This window comes from Chryseobacterium daecheongense (assembly GCF_003729955.1).
GTDB lineage: Bacteria > Bacteroidota > Bacteroidia > Flavobacteriales > Weeksellaceae > Chryseobacterium > Chryseobacterium daecheongense.
The window spans coordinates 900,149-917,684 of record NZ_RJTX01000001.1; the positions used below are offsets into that span (position 1 = coordinate 900,149).

18 protein-coding genes are annotated in these 17,536 nt (G+C 36.2%); 5 read left to right on the forward strand and 13 right to left on the reverse strand.

Features of this window, described 5'->3' with window-relative positions:
- Position 1: 1 nt before the first annotated feature.
- From EGI05_RS04205 to EGI05_RS04220, 4 genes are all read right to left on the reverse strand, one after another.
- Positions 2-1,192, reverse strand: coding sequence for an MFS transporter (locus EGI05_RS04205; protein ID WP_123261803.1), 1,191 nt, complete (start codon positions 1,190-1,192; stop codon positions 2-4).
- A gap of 66 nt (positions 1,193-1,258) precedes the next feature.
- The gene (locus tag EGI05_RS04210; protein ID WP_123261804.1) at positions 1,259-2,260 is read right to left on the reverse strand and encodes an aldo/keto reductase; all 1,002 of its coding nucleotides are present in this window, start codon (positions 2,258-2,260) and stop codon (positions 1,259-1,261) included.
- Positions 2,261-2,346: 86 nt separating this feature from the next.
- Positions 2,347-3,249, reverse strand: a complete 903-nt coding sequence (locus EGI05_RS04215) for a helix-turn-helix domain-containing protein (RefSeq protein WP_123261805.1) — start codon at positions 3,247-3,249, stop codon at positions 2,347-2,349.
- Between the two features lie 121 nt (positions 3,250-3,370).
- A complete protein-coding gene (locus EGI05_RS04220; RefSeq protein WP_134197369.1) occupies positions 3,371-3,796 on the reverse strand; it encodes a hypothetical protein in 426 nt (141 codons plus the stop codon).
- 155 nt (positions 3,797-3,951) lie between these two features.
- Between EGI05_RS04220 and EGI05_RS04225 the strand changes: the two genes are divergently transcribed.
- Both EGI05_RS04225 and EGI05_RS04230 read left to right on the forward strand, forming a co-directional pair.
- Entirely contained in the window at positions 3,952-5,226 is a 1,275-nt protein-coding gene (locus EGI05_RS04225) for a hemolysin family protein (RefSeq protein ID WP_123261807.1), read from the forward strand.
- A 109-nt stretch (positions 5,227-5,335) separates the two neighbouring features.
- The gene (locus tag EGI05_RS04230; protein WP_123261808.1) at positions 5,336-5,623 is read left to right on the forward strand and encodes a GNAT family N-acetyltransferase; all 288 of its coding nucleotides are present in this window, start codon (positions 5,336-5,338) and stop codon (positions 5,621-5,623) included.
- On the opposite strand, the gene EGI05_RS04235 is transcribed toward EGI05_RS04230, so the two are convergent.
- The gene (locus EGI05_RS04235; protein ID WP_123262568.1) at positions 5,620-6,714 is read right to left on the reverse strand and encodes an MBL fold metallo-hydrolase; all 1,095 of its coding nucleotides are present in this window, start codon (positions 6,712-6,714) and stop codon (positions 5,620-5,622) included. The genes EGI05_RS04230 and EGI05_RS04235 overlap by 4 nt on opposite strands.
- Before the next feature lie 182 nt (positions 6,715-6,896).
- Here EGI05_RS04235 and EGI05_RS04240 point away from each other — a divergent pair, with 182 nt between their 5' ends.
- On the forward strand, positions 6,897-8,432 hold the full coding sequence (locus EGI05_RS04240; RefSeq protein ID WP_123261809.1) for a S41 family peptidase: 1,536 nt from the start codon (positions 6,897-6,899) through the stop codon (positions 8,430-8,432).
- A 39-nt stretch (positions 8,433-8,471) separates the two neighbouring features.
- Here the strand turns inward: EGI05_RS04240 and EGI05_RS04245 are convergent, their stop codons facing one another.
- The 7 genes from EGI05_RS04245 to EGI05_RS04275 all read right to left on the reverse strand — a co-directional run bounded on the left by EGI05_RS04245 (position 8,472) and on the right by EGI05_RS04275 (position 16,062).
- Positions 8,472-9,068, reverse strand: coding sequence for a hypothetical protein (locus tag EGI05_RS04245; protein ID WP_123261810.1), 597 nt, complete (start codon positions 9,066-9,068; stop codon positions 8,472-8,474).
- A gap of 20 nt (positions 9,069-9,088) precedes the next feature.
- Positions 9,089-9,586, reverse strand: coding sequence for an RNA polymerase sigma factor (locus tag EGI05_RS04250; RefSeq protein ID WP_123261811.1), 498 nt, complete (start codon positions 9,584-9,586; stop codon positions 9,089-9,091).
- Between the two features lie 124 nt (positions 9,587-9,710).
- Entirely contained in the window at positions 9,711-11,729 is a 2,019-nt protein-coding gene (locus tag EGI05_RS04255; RefSeq protein ID WP_123261812.1) for a M4 family metallopeptidase, read from the reverse strand.
- Between the two features lie 266 nt (positions 11,730-11,995).
- Positions 11,996-12,811, reverse strand: coding sequence for a hypothetical protein (locus EGI05_RS04260; protein WP_123261813.1), 816 nt, complete (start codon positions 12,809-12,811; stop codon positions 11,996-11,998).
- A 16-nt stretch (positions 12,812-12,827) separates the two neighbouring features.
- Positions 12,828-13,331, reverse strand: coding sequence for an RNA polymerase sigma factor (locus EGI05_RS04265; RefSeq protein WP_123261814.1), 504 nt, complete (start codon positions 13,329-13,331; stop codon positions 12,828-12,830).
- 139 nt (positions 13,332-13,470) lie between these two features.
- The gene (locus EGI05_RS04270; protein WP_123261815.1) at positions 13,471-15,096 is read right to left on the reverse strand and encodes an NADP-dependent glyceraldehyde-3-phosphate dehydrogenase; all 1,626 of its coding nucleotides are present in this window, start codon (positions 15,094-15,096) and stop codon (positions 13,471-13,473) included.
- Positions 15,097-15,303: 207 nt separating this feature from the next.
- Complete coding sequence (locus EGI05_RS04275; protein ID WP_123262569.1) at positions 15,304-16,062, reverse strand: NAD(P)-binding domain-containing protein; 759 nt, start codon at positions 16,060-16,062, stop codon at positions 15,304-15,306.
- Between the two features lie 179 nt (positions 16,063-16,241).
- On the opposite strand from EGI05_RS04275, the gene EGI05_RS04280 reads away from it, so the two are divergent.
- Both EGI05_RS04280 and EGI05_RS04285 read left to right on the forward strand, forming a co-directional pair.
- Complete coding sequence (locus EGI05_RS04280) at positions 16,242-16,694, forward strand: DUF2975 domain-containing protein (protein WP_228428544.1); 453 nt, start codon at positions 16,242-16,244, stop codon at positions 16,692-16,694.
- A 29-nt stretch (positions 16,695-16,723) separates the two neighbouring features.
- Entirely contained in the window at positions 16,724-16,939 is a 216-nt protein-coding gene (locus EGI05_RS04285) for a helix-turn-helix domain-containing protein (RefSeq protein WP_123261816.1), read from the forward strand.
- 52 nt (positions 16,940-16,991) lie between these two features.
- Here EGI05_RS04285 and EGI05_RS04290 read toward each other — a convergent pair whose 3' ends face one another.
- Positions 16,992-17,534, reverse strand: coding sequence for a S1 domain-containing protein (locus tag EGI05_RS04290; protein WP_123261817.1), 543 nt, complete (start codon positions 17,532-17,534; stop codon positions 16,992-16,994).
- Between the last annotated feature and the right edge of the window lie 2 nt (positions 17,535-17,536).

Here is a 17,536-nt window from a genome sequence, read left to right on the forward strand (position 1 = left end):
TTTAAATATGTGCTTTTCTGATTTTGATCATGCTTAAAATAAAGAGTCCCAAAATTCCCAATATGAAATATCCTTCGGCTACCTGCAACTGAATTTCAGGCTTAATCAGGGCTACAATTCCATAGCTGATTCCTGAAGTAATAATAAAGGCAACTCCACCCGTTAAACCTCCTGCAAGACCTGCGGAATCCGGAAACCTTCCCAGACAATAGGCAAAATAATTATTAAAGATAAATCCTGCCGTAATGTGAATGGCAAATGCAAATGCCACCAAACTATAAAGATTGCTTGTAAAATAGGATGCCGCAAACATCAGAACAATCAATGCCAGCTGAATGAAATTAGCATATCGTATCTTAGGCAGGAATGCTTTATTGATCAATGCTTTTCCTAAAAAACCTCCTACCATCCAGGCAAATCCTAAAATCAGGGAAGCATAACCAGCGATGACCTCGGAATAACCCATTTTATGTTCAATAATGAAAGCCCCGCAAAGATTGAAAAAAATGACCATTGCATAGCTTAATCCACACATCAGCATCCCATAGAAGAAATCTTTGGTTTTAAACATCCTTTCATATTCCTTCAATAGAAAACTAATATGAAAAGGATTTTTTGTTTTTAAAGTTTCTCCTGAGAATATCAATTCTAGAATCAATATCAATAAGCTGTATCCGGCTAAAACATAAAAATTAGACTGCCATCCGAAATGCTTCTGGAGATATCCACCGATAAATGGGGCAATGATAGGTCCAACCGACCAGACAATTGTCATGATACTTAAATAATGCTTACGTTGCTCACCTTCATAAACATCAACAAAAAATGCACGTTTGGAAACGACCGCAAGCCCCGATAAAGCTCCCTGACAAACCCGCATCGCATAAATCACCATAATATTGTCAGTAGACACCGTAATTAAAAAACTCACGACAAATAATGCCATAGAGATCAGGGAAATCCTGTATCTTCCAAAGGAATCAGCGATACTTCCGGCAAAGAATTGAGTGAGCCCATAACTGATCAGAAATATGGATAAGGTAAGCTGGATACTGCTTTCCGGAAGATTGAATTCCGTTGCCATACTCGGCATCGAAGGCAGGTAAATATCCGTTGCCAAACCGGATATAGGAATAACAGCAAAAGCCAGTATAGTGGCAATAAATTTGTTTTTTTCTTTAAGAGTCCTCATTTATCTTTTCATCTTTTTAAAAAATCTGAGCCTTGAAATTCAAAAGCCCAGATCATATATATCAGTTTAATTATTAACCAGCTTCATAGAACCTTCCGTATATCTTTCTCCTACATTCGGATATTTTTTTAGAAGAGCATCTATGGTATCCAGATCAGATTGGGATAGCTCAATATTGATAGCCTGAATATTTTCTTCCAGGTATTTGATACGTTTCGTTCCCGGAATCGGAATGATATCATCCCCCTGATTCAATACCCACGCTAAAGCTAGTTGAGTTCCTTTTACGCCTTTGGAAGCTGCAAAATCATTAAATTCTTTAGCCAGGTTTCTGTTATTCTCAAGGTATTCCTGCTGATAGCGAGGCAGAGATTTTCTGAAGTCATCATCCCCGAAATTCTGAACTTCATTGATGTTTGCAAAAAGTCCTCTTGCCAATGGAGAATAAGGGACTAATGAAATTCCAAGTTCTCTGATAGTCGGTAAGATTTCTTTTTCCACATCTTTGGTCAGGATAGAATATTCAGATTGTAAAGCGGCAATTGGATGTATCTTATTGGCTTTTCTGATAGATTCCGCAGAAGCTTCCGACAATCCCAAATATCTCACTTTACCTGCTTTCACCAAATCAGCCATAGCTCCAACTGTTTCTTCAACAGGAACATTCGGGTCTACTCTGTGTGCGTAATAAAGATCAATGGTATCTATTTTCAGTCTCTGAAGGCTTAAGTCAACAGCCTGTTTGATCCATTCCGGGGAACCGTCAAAATAAGTTCCAGGAGCTCCACTGTGGCTTGCTTTACCATCTTTAAACCTGAATCCGAATTTAGTAGCAATAAAAATCTTGTCGCGATTCGGTACCAATACTTTAGAAATCAATTTTTCGTTCTCTCCGTTAGCATACATATCGGCTGTATCCCAAAAGTTAACGCCTAAATCCAATGCTTTGTGCAAAGTATTGATGCTTTCCTGTTCATCTGCGGGACCATATGCAAAACTCATCCCCATGCATCCCAATCCGATAGCAGATAACTGTTCTCCTGTGTTTCCTAATTTTTTAAATTTCATAATGTTGGTGATTGTAATTAATGGAACAAAATTAGAACAAGAACCATCAGTTCTTGATATAGAATTCAAACTAAGAATTATAAAATTCAAACAAGGTTACTTCTGAGTGCATTCGGAGTATATCCTGTTTGTTTTTTGAAGTAATTGGTAAAATACGCAGGTTCTTCAAACCCCAATCCATAGGCAATTTCAGAAACATTCCAGTCTGTATGTTTCAAAAGGGCATTTGCTTCCCGGATGATCCTTGCCGTGATCTGCTGTGTGGTTGTTTTTCCTGTGATCTCCTTTACAGAACGGTTTAAAGAATTAACATGAATGGAAAGACTTTCCGCATAATCAGTAGGCGTTTTAAGCTTCAGGTATGCTTCCGGGCTGTCAATAGGAAACTGCCTTTCCAACAGTTCCATGAATAAGGAAGCTACCCGTTGCGAAGCGTTCTGATAAGGCTCAAAGCTTTCAGCAGGTTGCATTTTCATAGTTTCGTGTATCAAGAGATGAAGATAAGCACGCAACATATCATATTTATGCAGATAATCGGACTGAATCTCAGTCATCATTTTCATAAATATTTCAGAAACGGATTGCTGCTGTTGCTCATCCACAAAGAAAACAGGAGTTCCTCCAATTTTGAAAAGCGGTGATTCCTGAATATTTCCCAGACGGTTCCCATTTTGCAGAAACTGGTCTGTAAACAGGCAAAACCACCCTCTCTGATCTTCTTCCTCCGCTTCCCAGGAATATGGAACAACGGGGTTGGAAAATAATAATGCAGGTTTGTCCACATAGATCCATTTATCCGCATAATGAAGCTTTCCTTTTCCTATGATTAAAGAAATTTTATAATAATCTCTTCTGCTGTAAGGTGTAACGGATGAACAATTCTCCCTTGAAAACACATTGAAGTGTCCTATTCCCGGAGTTTTGATACACGAAAAACCTTCTTTGCCGTTACGCTCGTAAAATCCTCTTATTGTTTCTATTGATTCCATGATTCAAAATTATAAAATTCAAACAGTAATCTGACAAAAAATAATAACAATTGATAAAATAAAAAATGACTGATCCGAAGATCAGCCATTAAAAAAATTGAATGTATAGTTGAATAGTTAGTTAATGCTTGTGGCCGTTTCCTTTATCGCCTTTGTAAGCTTTTACTTTTGGCGCCATATGCTTGTATTTCTTATTGTTATTTTTGTTTCGGTTGTAAACGGCTACCGGATTTTGTCCTTTATAATATTTGTTTTTAAACTTTATATATTTCTGTGGTCCCAGTATTCTTTCAATTTCATAATATCTGTCTGTTCTCCATCTGTCAGGATTGTCACCATATACTCTAAGCCAGGAATTATAATCGGAATATCTGTTATTAAGAGCATTCAGCTCTCTTACCTGAATAGCAGTTAATACTAAATCTGTAGCAATATTTGTCCAGTTAACATCCGTAATACTTCTTCTGTAATCATTATAATAATCTGACTGGGCAAAGCTTAATGTAAATGTTCCAAAAAGCATCATTGTCAATAAAATCTTTTTCATTTTCTGTAATTTTTTTTGTTCAATGATATGATACTCACAATTTAAATGCCAAATTATTTTCATGTATCACAATTTTTGTTAAATCCCTTATAACAGGCTTAATACGATTAAAATATTTCCTACTTTTATGTAAACACCCAGATATCTGAAACTGTATGGAAATTATTGTGATCATTCTCCTTATTCTGCTGAACGGCATTTTCTCCATGTCTGAAATGGCCCTGGTGTCTTCCCGGAATTTCAAGCTGAAAAGTGAAACAAGAAAAGGGAATTCCAATGCTAAAACAGCTATGGAACTTTCAGAGAACCCCAATAAATTCCTTTCAACTGTGCAGATCGGCATTACACTGATCGGTATTTTACTGGGAATCTATTCCGGGGATAAATTAACAGCAGATCTGGCTCAATATATTTCTAAATTTGAAGGCTTGGCAGAATATTCCAAAGGTATTGCCTCCGTACTTATTGTCGCCATCATCACATTTTTATCTATTGTTTTTGGTGAATTGTTGCCGAAGAGGCTCGGGTTAAAATTTCCTGAGAAAATTGCGATGTTCATTGCCAAACCCATGTATTGGATCTCGGCTTTGGCCTCTCCTTTTGTCTGGCTTCTTACCATTACCAATGAAGGAGTTTTGAAGCTTATGGGTATCAGCAATGATGAAAAAGAGCTGGTAACCGAAGAAGAAATAAAATCTATCATCAAAGAAGGGAAAGAAGGCGGAATTATTGAAGAAAAGGAACACGATGTTTTAAAGAACGCTTTTGAGCTGGGAGACAGAAGAGTTAATTCTTTAGCCACTTACCGTTCCCATATCATTGCTCTCGATGCAGATGACAGCTATGAAACCGTAAAGGAAAAAATCAAAAACAGCCCTTATTCCACTTATCCTGTCACAGATGGTAATAATCTTGATAACATCATCGGAATTGTAAAAATGAAAGATTTGTTTGATCTGGATCATGAACATTTCGATTTACGGGGACATCTGAGAAAAGCCGTATTCGTAAGTGAAAATTCCTTCATTTATCCTTTAATGGAAAGCTTCCAGAATAATAAATCCCACATTGCCGTTGTGATTGATGAATATGGCACTACAAAAGGAATTATAACGTTAAATGACATTCTTGATGATCTTGTTGGAAATATTCCGGATGGATCTGATGAAGAGCCTGAAATCATCAAGCGTAACGAAAACTCATGGCTTGTTGACGGCAAATGCCCTATTCATACTTTTAAAAAGCACTTTAAACTGGAAATAGATGCTGAAACGGAGCGGAATTTTATCAGTATTTCCGGGTTTTTCATTCATGAATTCGGGAATATTCCCCAAACCGGCGACCGGATAAAAATCGGAAACCTGCTGATGGAAATTGTGGATAAAGATGGCAACAGGATTGATAAAATCCTTGTTACGAAAGTGATTTAATTATTTATTACGATTACAGATTATTCAATATTTAATGGAGAATGATCAATTTATAATTTTTAATTCGTAATTTTAAAGTAAAGTTATAATCAACCCAATCTCAATACTTATGGAAAATATAAAATTTAAAATATCTCCATATCAAGATGAATTGCAGATATTAATTGATGAGAAAAAAGCAGGCTATATGTCCATAGAGATTGACGGAAGGCTTTTAATTGTGTATTACACCAAGCTTGATCCGGAACATGAAGGGAAAGGATATGCCAAAATGCTTTTGGATGAACTTGTACGATATGCTGAAGAAAAAGACTTATTGGTTGACCCGGAATGCGATTTTGTAAGACAGCAGTTTGAAAACCATCCGGCAAGATACAAAGACATCTGGCATGCCTAATCTTCCCACCACGTTGTAAAATGGTTATCTGCCTTGTTTAAATCAACAATTTCACCGATCATTGGGGTCAGTATATTGAGATTTTTTCCCTTTCCAAGTTCGGTTACCTTTTTCAAAGGCTCATTCCATGCGTGCAGTGCTAAAGCAAATTTTGATGAATGAACCGGAATAATGTTTTTGGCATTCACATCTATACTGGCCTGTATCACATCTTCCGGCAATGCATGAATATATTTCCAGGCTTCATTGTATTGCCCGTTTTCAATGATCGCAAAATCAAATGGTCCATACGTTTCACCGATCATTTTAAAATGGGTATCGTATCCGCTGTCACCACCCAGAAATATTTTTTTAGTCGGCGTTTCCAAAACATAAGAGGTCCAAAGAGTATTATTCCTCTTTACTTTTCTTCCTGAAAAGTGTCTTGCAGGAGTATAGATAATTGTACTGTCGTTTTTTAAATCGATGGATGTACCCCATTCTTCTTCAATAAGCTGATCCGGAGTATACCCCCATCTTTCCAGGTGCGCTCCTACTCCCAAAGGCAAGATTGCCTTATTTACCCTGTTTCTAATTGCTTTTACCGTAGGATAATCAAGATGATCGAAATGATCATGGGTAATAATCAGATAATCCAGATTGGGAATATCTTCAGGCTTGAAAATATCAGATCCGGCAAATGCCTTATTGAAAAATTTAAATGGGGAACCGTAAGAGCTCAACACAGGATCTATTAAAAAAGAAAGACCATCAGTCTGGATATAATACGATGAATGGCCCAGCCAAATAAAAACCTCCTCTCTTTTAGAAAGATTTCTTAAATCTGTATGAACAGACGGAATGTTTTTCAAAGGCTTCAGAAGCGGATTTTTTTTCGCAAAAAAGAAATCATACATCACTTTCGGCATACTATAGCCTTCCGCAATAGATGGTGTAGGGCTCAAATTCTGAAACTGTTTGTCTTTATACAGTTTGGACTGTTTCATACGCTGTAACCTTTCTCCTTTAGGTTCTGCTCCGAAAGCCTGCTGTCCGGTTATGATAAAATAGAGTGCTATAAAAACAGCTATAACGATAAGTAAATAAATCATTTGTCTTTGAAAATAAGCGTCAAATGTATTGACTTTTTGAATGAAATGAAAATCCCCAGTGTCCGGATCCTTTATTTTAACTAAAATTATAAGGATTTCAGAATAATTTATTGTTGAATTCATCAATCCATACTGTAAAACTCTTTAATTTAGCAGATTGATTAAAAAAAACTTAAGTTAGGTTGAAAAGCTATTCGATCATATTATTATTTATGATTCTCACTTCATGCTCTGTTCAGAAACACAATGAACAGAGAACTTCTCTTATTCCCCCTGAAAAGCTGAAAGAAGATGTGGATTACGCCTATCGTAAGCTCCAGAAGATGCATCCGCAACTATACTGGTATATTTCAAAAGAGGAATTGGATCATAAGTTCGACAGCGTAAAAAATACCATCAACAGACCTCTTACTCCGCTTCAGTTTTATTTTACTTTGCAACCGGTGATTGCAAGCATCAGAGAAGGACATTTATCGCTCAGAATTCCTAGGAAGAGATTCAAAAAGAAAGATTTCAGATCGTTTCGGAATAAAAAAGGGATGTTCAGCCGTTTCGGATATTACGTTAAGGATGATCATCTGTATATTGTTGAAAATAAAGATTCTATACAAGGGATACCACCCGGAACAGAAATATTATCCATTAATAACATTCCTGTTTCAGATTATCTTAAAAAGTACAGAAATCTGATCAGCAGTGATGGATTCAATACCACTTTTCAGCCCTATTTTCTGAAAGACACTTTTTTTAATTTTTATACCGCAGAAAAGGGACTTGCCGATAGTGCCACCATTGAAACGATCTATAATAATGTAAAGAAGGTTTATACCTTAAAGAGAGAAACCAAGTCCGAAAATGATCTTGAAGTCGATAAAAAACAAAAGAAAAGAACTCTTGAGAAAAAAGTGAATGATTATATTGCTTTTAATAATTCCTATAACAGAAATTTCAAATTTTTAGATAAAGACAGCAGTATTGCTTATATAAAAGTAAGAAGTTTTTCAAGAAGCTATTCTGACCAGTTTTATAAGGAAGCTTTTACCAAAATTAAACATGCAAAAGCCTCTTACCTCATCATAGACATCCGTAATAATTACGGCGGTTCTTTATATGAGATCAATAATCTGTATTCCTATCTTGCACCGGAACCTTTTGTATTGATAAAGCCTTCGGAAGTTACTTCTAAAATGACTCCCCTTAAGACCAATTATTTCAGAAAAAGCAATGTCCTGCAATACGCTTTTAAAAGCCTGACTTATCCTACTTATGTTTTTGCCCAAACCTTCAGTACCTATAAAAAAGACGGCAAAGTTTTTTACAAAATGAAGGAAAACAAATCCACAAAGCCTGATAAAAATGCTTTTAACGGGAAGGTATTCGTCCTGGTGAATGGTGGCAGCTTTTCAGCATCTTCCATTATTTCGTCAAAGCTTAAAAATGATCAACGTGCCATTATTGTAGGTGAAGAAACAGGAGGTGCCAATGACGGCACTGTTGCCGGATTCTATTCTTATCAAAAGCTCCCTAATTCCAAAATTGATCTACCGATCGGGTTACTTTTGGTACAGCCTAATATCAATTTTACTAATACACAGCGAGGAGTCATTCCGGATGTGAATGTAACTGAGAGCATTCAGGATATTATTGATAAAAAAGATCCTCAAATGGATTGGGTGATGAAAGAAATAGGAAGAGAGAAGGGAAACAGTATACAATAAAAAAGATTTCGGCGGGCTTTCAGCCCGCCGAAATCTTTTTTATTTCTTTAATTGTTCTATAAGGTTTTCCACCTGTTTAATATATCTTCCGTAGAATTTCTCAAACCACCACCTGCCCATGATAAACAGACCAAATAAAGCGACCAGAAGAGTTATAATGATGGTCAGTGCAGTCTGCAGATCTGTCAGGGGTTTCGCGTATGGAATAAATTCCAGGACAATGATCAGCTCACAAACCAGAAAGGGAGCGAAAGCCACATAGAAAGAAAAGTAATACTGTTTATTTAAATTGAACTGATGTAATAATTCCACTAATCCTTCATATGTATTCAGGACCGGATTGCTCATATCTTTATACAGTTTAAAAAACTTACTGAAAAAGAATACGGTAACGAACACCATCGAGGCGACCAGGATGGCAATATAAAATTTAAATTTAAATGGGGCTTCACATAGAGCGATCAGTCCGAAAGCAAAGATAAAAATCCCGATGGTTGACCAAGCTTCCATTCGCATATTTTTACGCATTTTCTCAAGAGGAAGATGGATCTTATTTCTTTGCTCAATACTGATTTTTGGTGTTTCTTCAAGAGCATCATCTTCATTCCATGTATTTTTTAGTTCATCTATATTCATTGTTGCTGTTTTAAAAATTACTATTTATTTGAGTGTAAGATATCTTTCAGTTTATTCTTGGCGCGGTTCATTTTCACCCTTACATTTCCTTCAGAGATCCCCATCTGTTCTGCAATCTGCTTGCCCGAGAAATCTTCCAGATAGTAGAAAATAAAAGCTTTATCAATAGGATTCAGCTGATGGATCGCATGATACATTGCAGACAGTTTTTCTTCTTTTTCAAGGTTATATTCCTCCTGTACTATTTTGTAATTGGAAAAATCTTCATTGGCAATGAAACTTCTCTTTTTTTCAGACTTCAGGAAAATAATAGCCGTATTCAGAGCAATCCTGTATAACCAGGTGGAAAATTCACTTTCTCCTCTGAAAGAAGGATATGCCTTCCAGACCTGATAGTTGATCTCCTGGAAGAGATCATCTCGGTCGTCTTTCTCATGCATATACATCTTAGAAATCTTGAAAATGATTCCTTTATGCTTTTCTATTTTTTCTAAAAAATCCTGTTCTGATGAGGTCATGGTTGCTTACTCTATAGAGTTAGTTGGGCTTCAAAAAAAATGTTACAGATTTTTTCAAAAAAATAATAAAAAAAACCGGCAGAAAATTTCCTGCCGGTTTCATTGATGTCGGTACAATTCAATTTTACTCAACTACTATTTTTTTGGAAACAGTAGATCCCTCAGAACTAATCTTTAATAAGTAAACTCCTTTTTGAACTCCGTCAATATTAATTTTATTTTTCCCTTTATTCAGTTTTTCTTCTTTTTTAACCAATCTTCCTGAAACATCATATATTTCAAATACTGCATCATTTTTGGTGTTTTCTATAGTGAAAACACCTCCTTTCGCCGGATTAGGATAGATACTAAACTGATTCTCCAATTTATTCCCCACTTCATTAGTTGCTAACAACCCATTACCAAATCCAACAGCATACCATGCTTTTACGTTCTGAAGCTGCTCATTGCTGGAAGCTCCGTAAAGATCTGTTACAGCTTGCTTTGACAAGTTATAAGCATCTACAAATTGGCTGTTTGCCGTAAGGTAATTCGCTAAAGTTCTATAGGCAATTTTTTCTGCCTTTTGAATAGTAATCCCTGTTACGCTAAAAGCATTCCCAAGATCATTGGTTCCCGAACCTCCCACAGAAAGCAGATAAAACCAGTAATTTCCTACCCCGCTGTTCGTATGCACTCCTCCAAAATCATTATTCTGTGTATAGGGACCAGCCGTATTCGCCCAATAGGTTCCCTGGTAAGTATCCGGTTGTTGTGAACCCAATGCTGCAGGTCCTGAATTAGGATTCGACATGCTTCTTAAATAGGTAAACCCTAAAGCAGGATTAGGGATTCCTTCTCCAATGGTCCAGTTCGGATTAATATTGGAATAAAATTCTATAGACGCTCCGAATATATCTGCAAATGATTCATTCAATGCACCGGATTCTCCCTGATAGGCCAAATTAGCCGTTCTGCTTACCATCAGGTGAGAATATTCGTGTCCCGCCACATCTAATGCCACAAATGGATTGAAAAATCCTGCCTGACCTTGATATTTTCCATTTCCATATACCATTGCCACAACACCTTGCGTATCAATTGCAGCAGCATTTACTCCGTTTTCTGGCTGTCCTGAACCAGCAAAATTAATATTATAGTAATTCCTGATAATAGATCCACCGTTATCATAAGAATTTCTGTTATGTCTGTTTACATAATAATCATAAGCCATCTTCATAGCCCAGTGCACTTCAACAGCTGGTTTAGTTTCCGTTGCCGTAAAGTTAGCCGTAGCGTTGGTATATTCGGTGATAGTCCCCGTTAAGCCTCCTCCAGGCGTTCCATTACCGTCCCAACCAGTTCCGTTCATGGTGTGGATATTTCTTGCATTATCTTTTAAACGATAGCTTCCGTTGTATGAATCAACGGTAATTTGTTGATTTCCTTTATAATAAGTTGCACTTGTAGAGGATGCATCAACTAAAGGTCCTACTGTACTTACAGGAATATTATGATGATGAATCTTTTCTAATTTCTTTACAACTTGTTTTGTGGTATTATCAATATAATACATATAGCTTTTCAATGCTTTTAATGAAAGCGCATTGATTTGGCTTGTCAAGTGCAGGCTTACTTCTCTTCCTGTAATAACTTTAGTAATTACCTGATCAAATTCATCGAAAGTAATATTTTGTGCTTTCATGTCAGCATTAACGATACTTTCCGCTTCTGTTCTGGTAAGAGGTTGTTTGATCGTCAGATTAATATTACTGCTTAATTCCCCATTCACAAAAGTAAGTTTACCTTCTTTTTCATGAAGTAAAATCACCTCATCAGCTACTTTTATCCCTTTATAGAAATGCTGATACGTAGAATGTTTTATTCCCAATTCATCCGTTGAAGCCTTTACGAATGTATACGTATGATCACTGCTCGTTCCCAGCCATTCTCCTAAATGAGCAGATAAAAAATCAGCAGATACATCTCTCCCGCTAAAGTTAGCATGGAAGCTTCCTACAAAAGAATTAAAAGAAATCTTAGGCAGATCTTTAACAGCAATTTCTGTTCTGTTCTTATCCTGTGCCTGCAATACAGATAACGGAGCAAGGCCAACAGCAAAAACAAATGATAATGTTTTAACAATAGTAATGCTTTTCTTCATAATATTTTGATTTATTCTCGACAGTTAGTAGAAAAAAAATAAATTTGTTACAGTTATCTCATTCTTTTTTTGCTAAAACAAAAAACCGACAGGAAATTTCCTATCGGTCATCATGATGTTTGTGTTTTTTTTTAATTTATTCAACTACTATCTTTAGAAATTAGAAATAGTATTTCCGTAATAGTTACCTATGCTGGACTTAATTTCTCACAGTTAGTAGGAAAAAATCAAAAATGTTACATATAAATTGTATTTTTTTTTAATGTCTAATTAAGTTTGTTCAACGCATTCAGAAGTGACTTCGCATCAATGAAATGCAATTTAATCCCTGCAATAATGATAATGCTAAAAACAGCTGTTAAAAAGACAATAATGAGGATGTAAACAGATATAAACCACAAAATGGTATTCAGAACATTTCCTTTAATTCCATATTTCGTCATAAAAAATTTTTGAGACCTCTCAAACCATGTTTTTTTGGTGGTAATTCCGGGTTTTACTTCTATTCCGTTCAATTCATCTACCAAAAGCACCACTTCCTTAATATATTTCCCATACATATAATGGATCCAGTATTTGATAATAACATAGATAAGAAAGAGGGTGATTAGGAAGCTGAAACCAAATATGGCAAGGTTATATTCCATATCAAAGTGGAAATTGATCTGTATCAATGACAGTAATAAAGCGAGCGGAATATAGGAAATGTAATAGGAAATATAAATTTCTTTCGATATTAGAAGCTGTGTTCTGAGGTTAAATAAATCATAATTGGTATTGATACTGCTTTTTTTGAGCATCTTATACAGTTTGAGAAACCTCGAATAAAAATAAACAATAAGAGCAAGTGTCAGAATTGTAACACATATCGATATTGTCCTGATATTCACGTCATTTATTGAAAACGGGGAACCAATGAGGAGCATGGGCAATGTAATAACCATCAGCCAAAATTCGGTTTCCATATTGATTTTAAGCATCTGTAGCGGTGAATGAATTTCATTCTGCTTTTCCAGCGATACTTCAGGAGGGGACTGCCTGTTGTCCTTATTCCAGAGTTCTTTAAAGTTTTCTAGTTCCATTCCTTAATGTTTTGGTTTAAATAGCCCTCTGTTTTTCAACGATTTCTTTTAATTTAGCTTTAGCCCTATTGAGCTTTACCCTCGCATTCACTTCCGTAATACCCAGCTGAAGAGCTATTTCCTTACCCGGAAAGTCTTCCAGAAAGAAAAAAATAAGTGCTTTATCAATGGGACTGAGTTGTTGAATGGCTTCATACATCATCTTCATATTCTTATCATCTGTGTCGTTATAAGATTCCTGATGAACCGTAATATTTTCTATATTTTGATTTTGTATAAAACTACGTTTTTTTTCGCTTCGGAGAAATACGATGGCTGTGTTGAGTGCTGTTCTGTAAAGCCAAGTTGAGAAATCGCTCTTCCTTTGGAAATCGGCGTATGATTTCCAGGCCTGGTAAATGATCTCCTGGTAGAGATCATTCTGATCGTCCTGATTATCCATATACATCTTAGAAATCTTGAAAATCACGCCCTTATGCTTTTCAATTTTCTCCAAGAATTCTTTTTCCTGTAAAGACATGGCTTGTAGTCTTTACAGTTAGTAGCATTTTTTTACAAATGTTACATTTTTTAACACAAATAAAGTATTAAAAACTAAAAATCCTCAATAAAAGAAACACTTCATTGAGGATTTTAAATATTATGTTAAATTCAAATACCTAGAATATGTAATCGGTGCTCAGGAAATTAGAGTCATGATCTCTTACAATTGTATTTAATAATTCCTTGTTGGATTCCGTTAATTTCGCCGCCACCAAAGATCTGATCGAGAATGAACGAAGCGCATCAAACACGGAAAGTGTACCTTCCGCACTGTCTTTTCTTCCGGTGAACGGGAAAACATCCGGCCCTCTTTGTGCCTGACAATTGATATTCACACGGCTTACCAGATTCACGAACGGATCAATCAGTTCCGCTACCTCCTGCGGATCTTCACTGAAGATGCTTACCTGCATTCCATGCGAAGCATTCACCTGATAATCGATAGGTTCCTCAATCGTATCAAAAGGCACCACCGGAATCACAGGACCAAACTGTTCTTCATGATAAAGCTTCATTTCATTGTTCACAGGATACACCACTGCCGGAAAAACAAAAGATTCCTCTGTATAGCCACCATTTTCATTGAGAACCTTTGCTCCTTTTGCCACAGCATCATCAATACATTCTTTCAGATAGCCGGGCTTATTCATTTCGGGAAGAGGTGTTACTTTCACATCTTTTTCCCAAGGTAATCCGGGTTTTAAAGCTGAAACAGCTGCTGTTAATTTTTCAGTGAATTCCGCAGCAACGTCTTTTTGTACAAAGATCAGCTTAAGGGCAGTACAACGTTGTCCGTTGAAGGATAATGATCCCAGAATACATTCGCTTACCGCAACATCAAGATTAGCGTTTTTAGTGACGATCGCTGCATTTTTGGCATCTAAGCTTAAAATTGCTCTTAACCTATTTACCTTTGGATGCAGTTTTTTCAATCCGTTGGCAACTTTACTTGATCCGATGAAGGCCAATACATTCACCTTTCCGCTTTCCATGATCGGGGTAATGATTTCCGAACCTTTACCGTACAAAGTATTCACGGTTCCCTTCGGAAATGCTTCCTTAAAGGCATTCAATAAAGGATAATGAGCCAGGACCCCATGTTTCGGAAGCTTGAATAAAATGGTATTCCCCATAATCAATGCCGGAATAAGGGTGGTGAAAATTTCATTCAGAGGATAATTGAACGGTCCCATACTTAAAACCACTCCAAGCGGTGCCCTTCTTATCTGGGCAATAGTTCCTTCTGCCTGTTGAAAACGTGATGACTCTCTGTCCAGGTCTTTTAAGGCATCAATGGTCTGGTTGATGTAATCTACGGTACGGTCAAATTCTTTGGTAGAATCCGCCAATGTTTTTCCGATTTCCCACATTAGTAATTTAATGATAAGATCCCGTTGCTGGATCATCAGGTACACAAATTTCTGCATACATCTGATTCGTCCTTCCACAGACATGGTGGGCCATTCTCCCAATCCGTTATCATAAGCTTTAACGCAGGCATCAAGAACTTCCAGGGCTTCCTCCGGACCGATATTCGGAATGCTTCCCAGCAGTTTCCTTTCTAAACCGTTTTCCGTAGGAATGCAAACGGGTGAATAGATGTTTTGTACTTCTCCTTTCCACTCTACCAATTCTCCATTGAGGAGATATGTTCTTTGATGAATTTCGGGAACCTTATATTCTTCCGGGATTGCGTTTTCGCTTTTAAAAATTTCAGGAAATACTGTATTGACTGAATCCATATTTTTTTAATGTTAGTGTAATTGTTGAATAAAGGTAGAGGATAAAAATGATTTTGAGAATAACGGATTGATAGATTTGCTCTATTTGAAATAAAAAAACCAACAATTTTGCTGATCATACGAAAGCCAGTCATTCCTTACCACTAATGTTGTCATTATTTTTCTTAAGAAAAACAAACAAAATTCAATTACATTATTCAGAAGTCTTTAAAGATGAAAATACCTCGGATCCGGATACTGAAACTCAAAACCCAGCTCTGAAATTAATTTAGCTGGAGAAATGAGTCTTCCTTTCTCTGTCCGCACTCCCAAATAAGGCAGATCTTTCTGTGCGCAGATCACTTCCTCCTTGTTAGGATGAATGGGCGCTACCACATTATAGACTTTGGACTGCGACTGTTTTTCCAGCATTTTTTCAACCACCGAGCAGATATCCGCATAATGAACATGGTTCACCAGCTGATCCAGATTGGAAATATTGTAATTCTTTAATAATCTCGTTCCTCCCATTAATCCTGCCAGTCTCAGAATATTAGCCTGAGGAAATTGATGGGTAATGAAACTTTCACTTTCCACCCTGTCAGCAGAAAGATCGACTTCGGTAAATTCTTTTTCTGCTTGCGGATACACTCCGGTAGAACTCATCAAAAACAGCTGACCTTTATAATCTCCAAGGAACTTCAACAAGTTTTTCTGCCTGTTTTTCATGGAAACCTGCATTCCCCTGATTCCTGAAAACGGAACGGTAATAATGATGGCATCCAACTGTGATGCCACTTCCCACCCTGTTATTTCCTCAGAACGATCATCAGCAAAGTCTACCAACGTTGCATGATATCCTTTAGAAGCTAAATCTTCAGCTTTAGACTGAGTAGTTGTAGTGACAAAAATTTCGTACTGGTGTGATAATCTTTCCGCCATATGATTTCCTAACCAGCCAAAACCTATGATCCCTAATTTTTTCATAGAGAATGCTTGTATTCTATAATATTCAAAAATATTGTTTTTAGTGCTATATTTTGTTTTTTTCTTCCCAATGTTCACCATTTAATAAGGAATACATCAAAAATTCACTATAAGCAATATATTTTTATTGTTTATCAATAAATATTTATTAATTTAGCGCCATAAAAATAAATATTGTCATGAAAAAAATTTCAATTGTGTTTCTTCAGGCAGTCATTGTGTTGATTGGTATTGTAGCACTTGCTGTTTTGATCCGCTTTCCTTTAACTGAGGGAAGAGCTAAAGATTTAGATCTATTCAGCATTTACGCTGATCCGCTTATTTTGTATGGATATTTATCGTCAATTGCCTTTTTTGTGGCATTGTATAACGCTTTCAGATTGCTTGGATATGTCGGGCAGAATAAAGTGTTCTCACTACCCTCTGTTAAGGCTTTAAAGAATATAAAGTATTGCGCTATAGTAACAGGTATTTTAATTGTGATTGCGGGAATATATGTTAATATGACTCATCATAAGGATGATGATCCAGCAGGATTTACTGCTATTTGTTTTGTGGCTTGCTTTGCATCTGTTGTAGTTGCCACCGCTGCTGCCATATTTGAAAAATCTTGCAAAATGCCGTGGATATGAAATCTGAAAACGACCTAACTATTTAAGCTATGCCAATTATTGTAAACCTAGACGTGATGATGGCCAAACGAAAAATCTCTCTGAATGAGCTTTCCGAAAGAGTCGATCTGACATTATCTAACCTTTCTATTTTAAAGACAGGAAAAGCAAAAGCCGTTCGTTTCAGTACTTTAGAAGCCATCTGTAAAGCATTAGACTGCCAACCTGGAGATATTTTAGAATACATTCCTGACGAGACAAAATAATGAATCGCTTAGATAAACCATAAAACCTGCTTTACAGCAGGTTTTATACAATTTATGAATTCCTATAAACAAAATTTCCAAATTCGTCTACCAAATCATGGAATCGATGTTCGCTATGTCTTACATAATCTCCAATTTGAGCATTTTTAGAAACATATCTTTTATGTAAAAGTCCGGTATTTCCGTTTTCGGTATCTAACAACAAATAATCATCATAGATATCAATAATTTTATAAATAGTGCGAATGGCAACCGTGACATGGAAAACCAAAAAATCGTCAGGGTTTGGTTTATTATTATGACCTATTGATATTATGTTATACTCGAAAGCATTTTCATACAGTCCTTTTTGTTTTTTTATATCATTGATTTCCCTGAAGTTAATATGGCTAAATATTTCAGTTTCGCCATCAAATCTTTTCTCTTCTGAAGAGTGAATAATTCTTGCTTTAACTTCCCAATAAAGTCCAGTAGATACAGACTTTAAGACCATTCCTTTTTTAAATCCAGATTCGACATCTGAAATCTGTACAATTATTCCATAATTTGTAAGATTAAAAGAGGATATTACTCTGTATTTATTTTTAGAATCCAAGA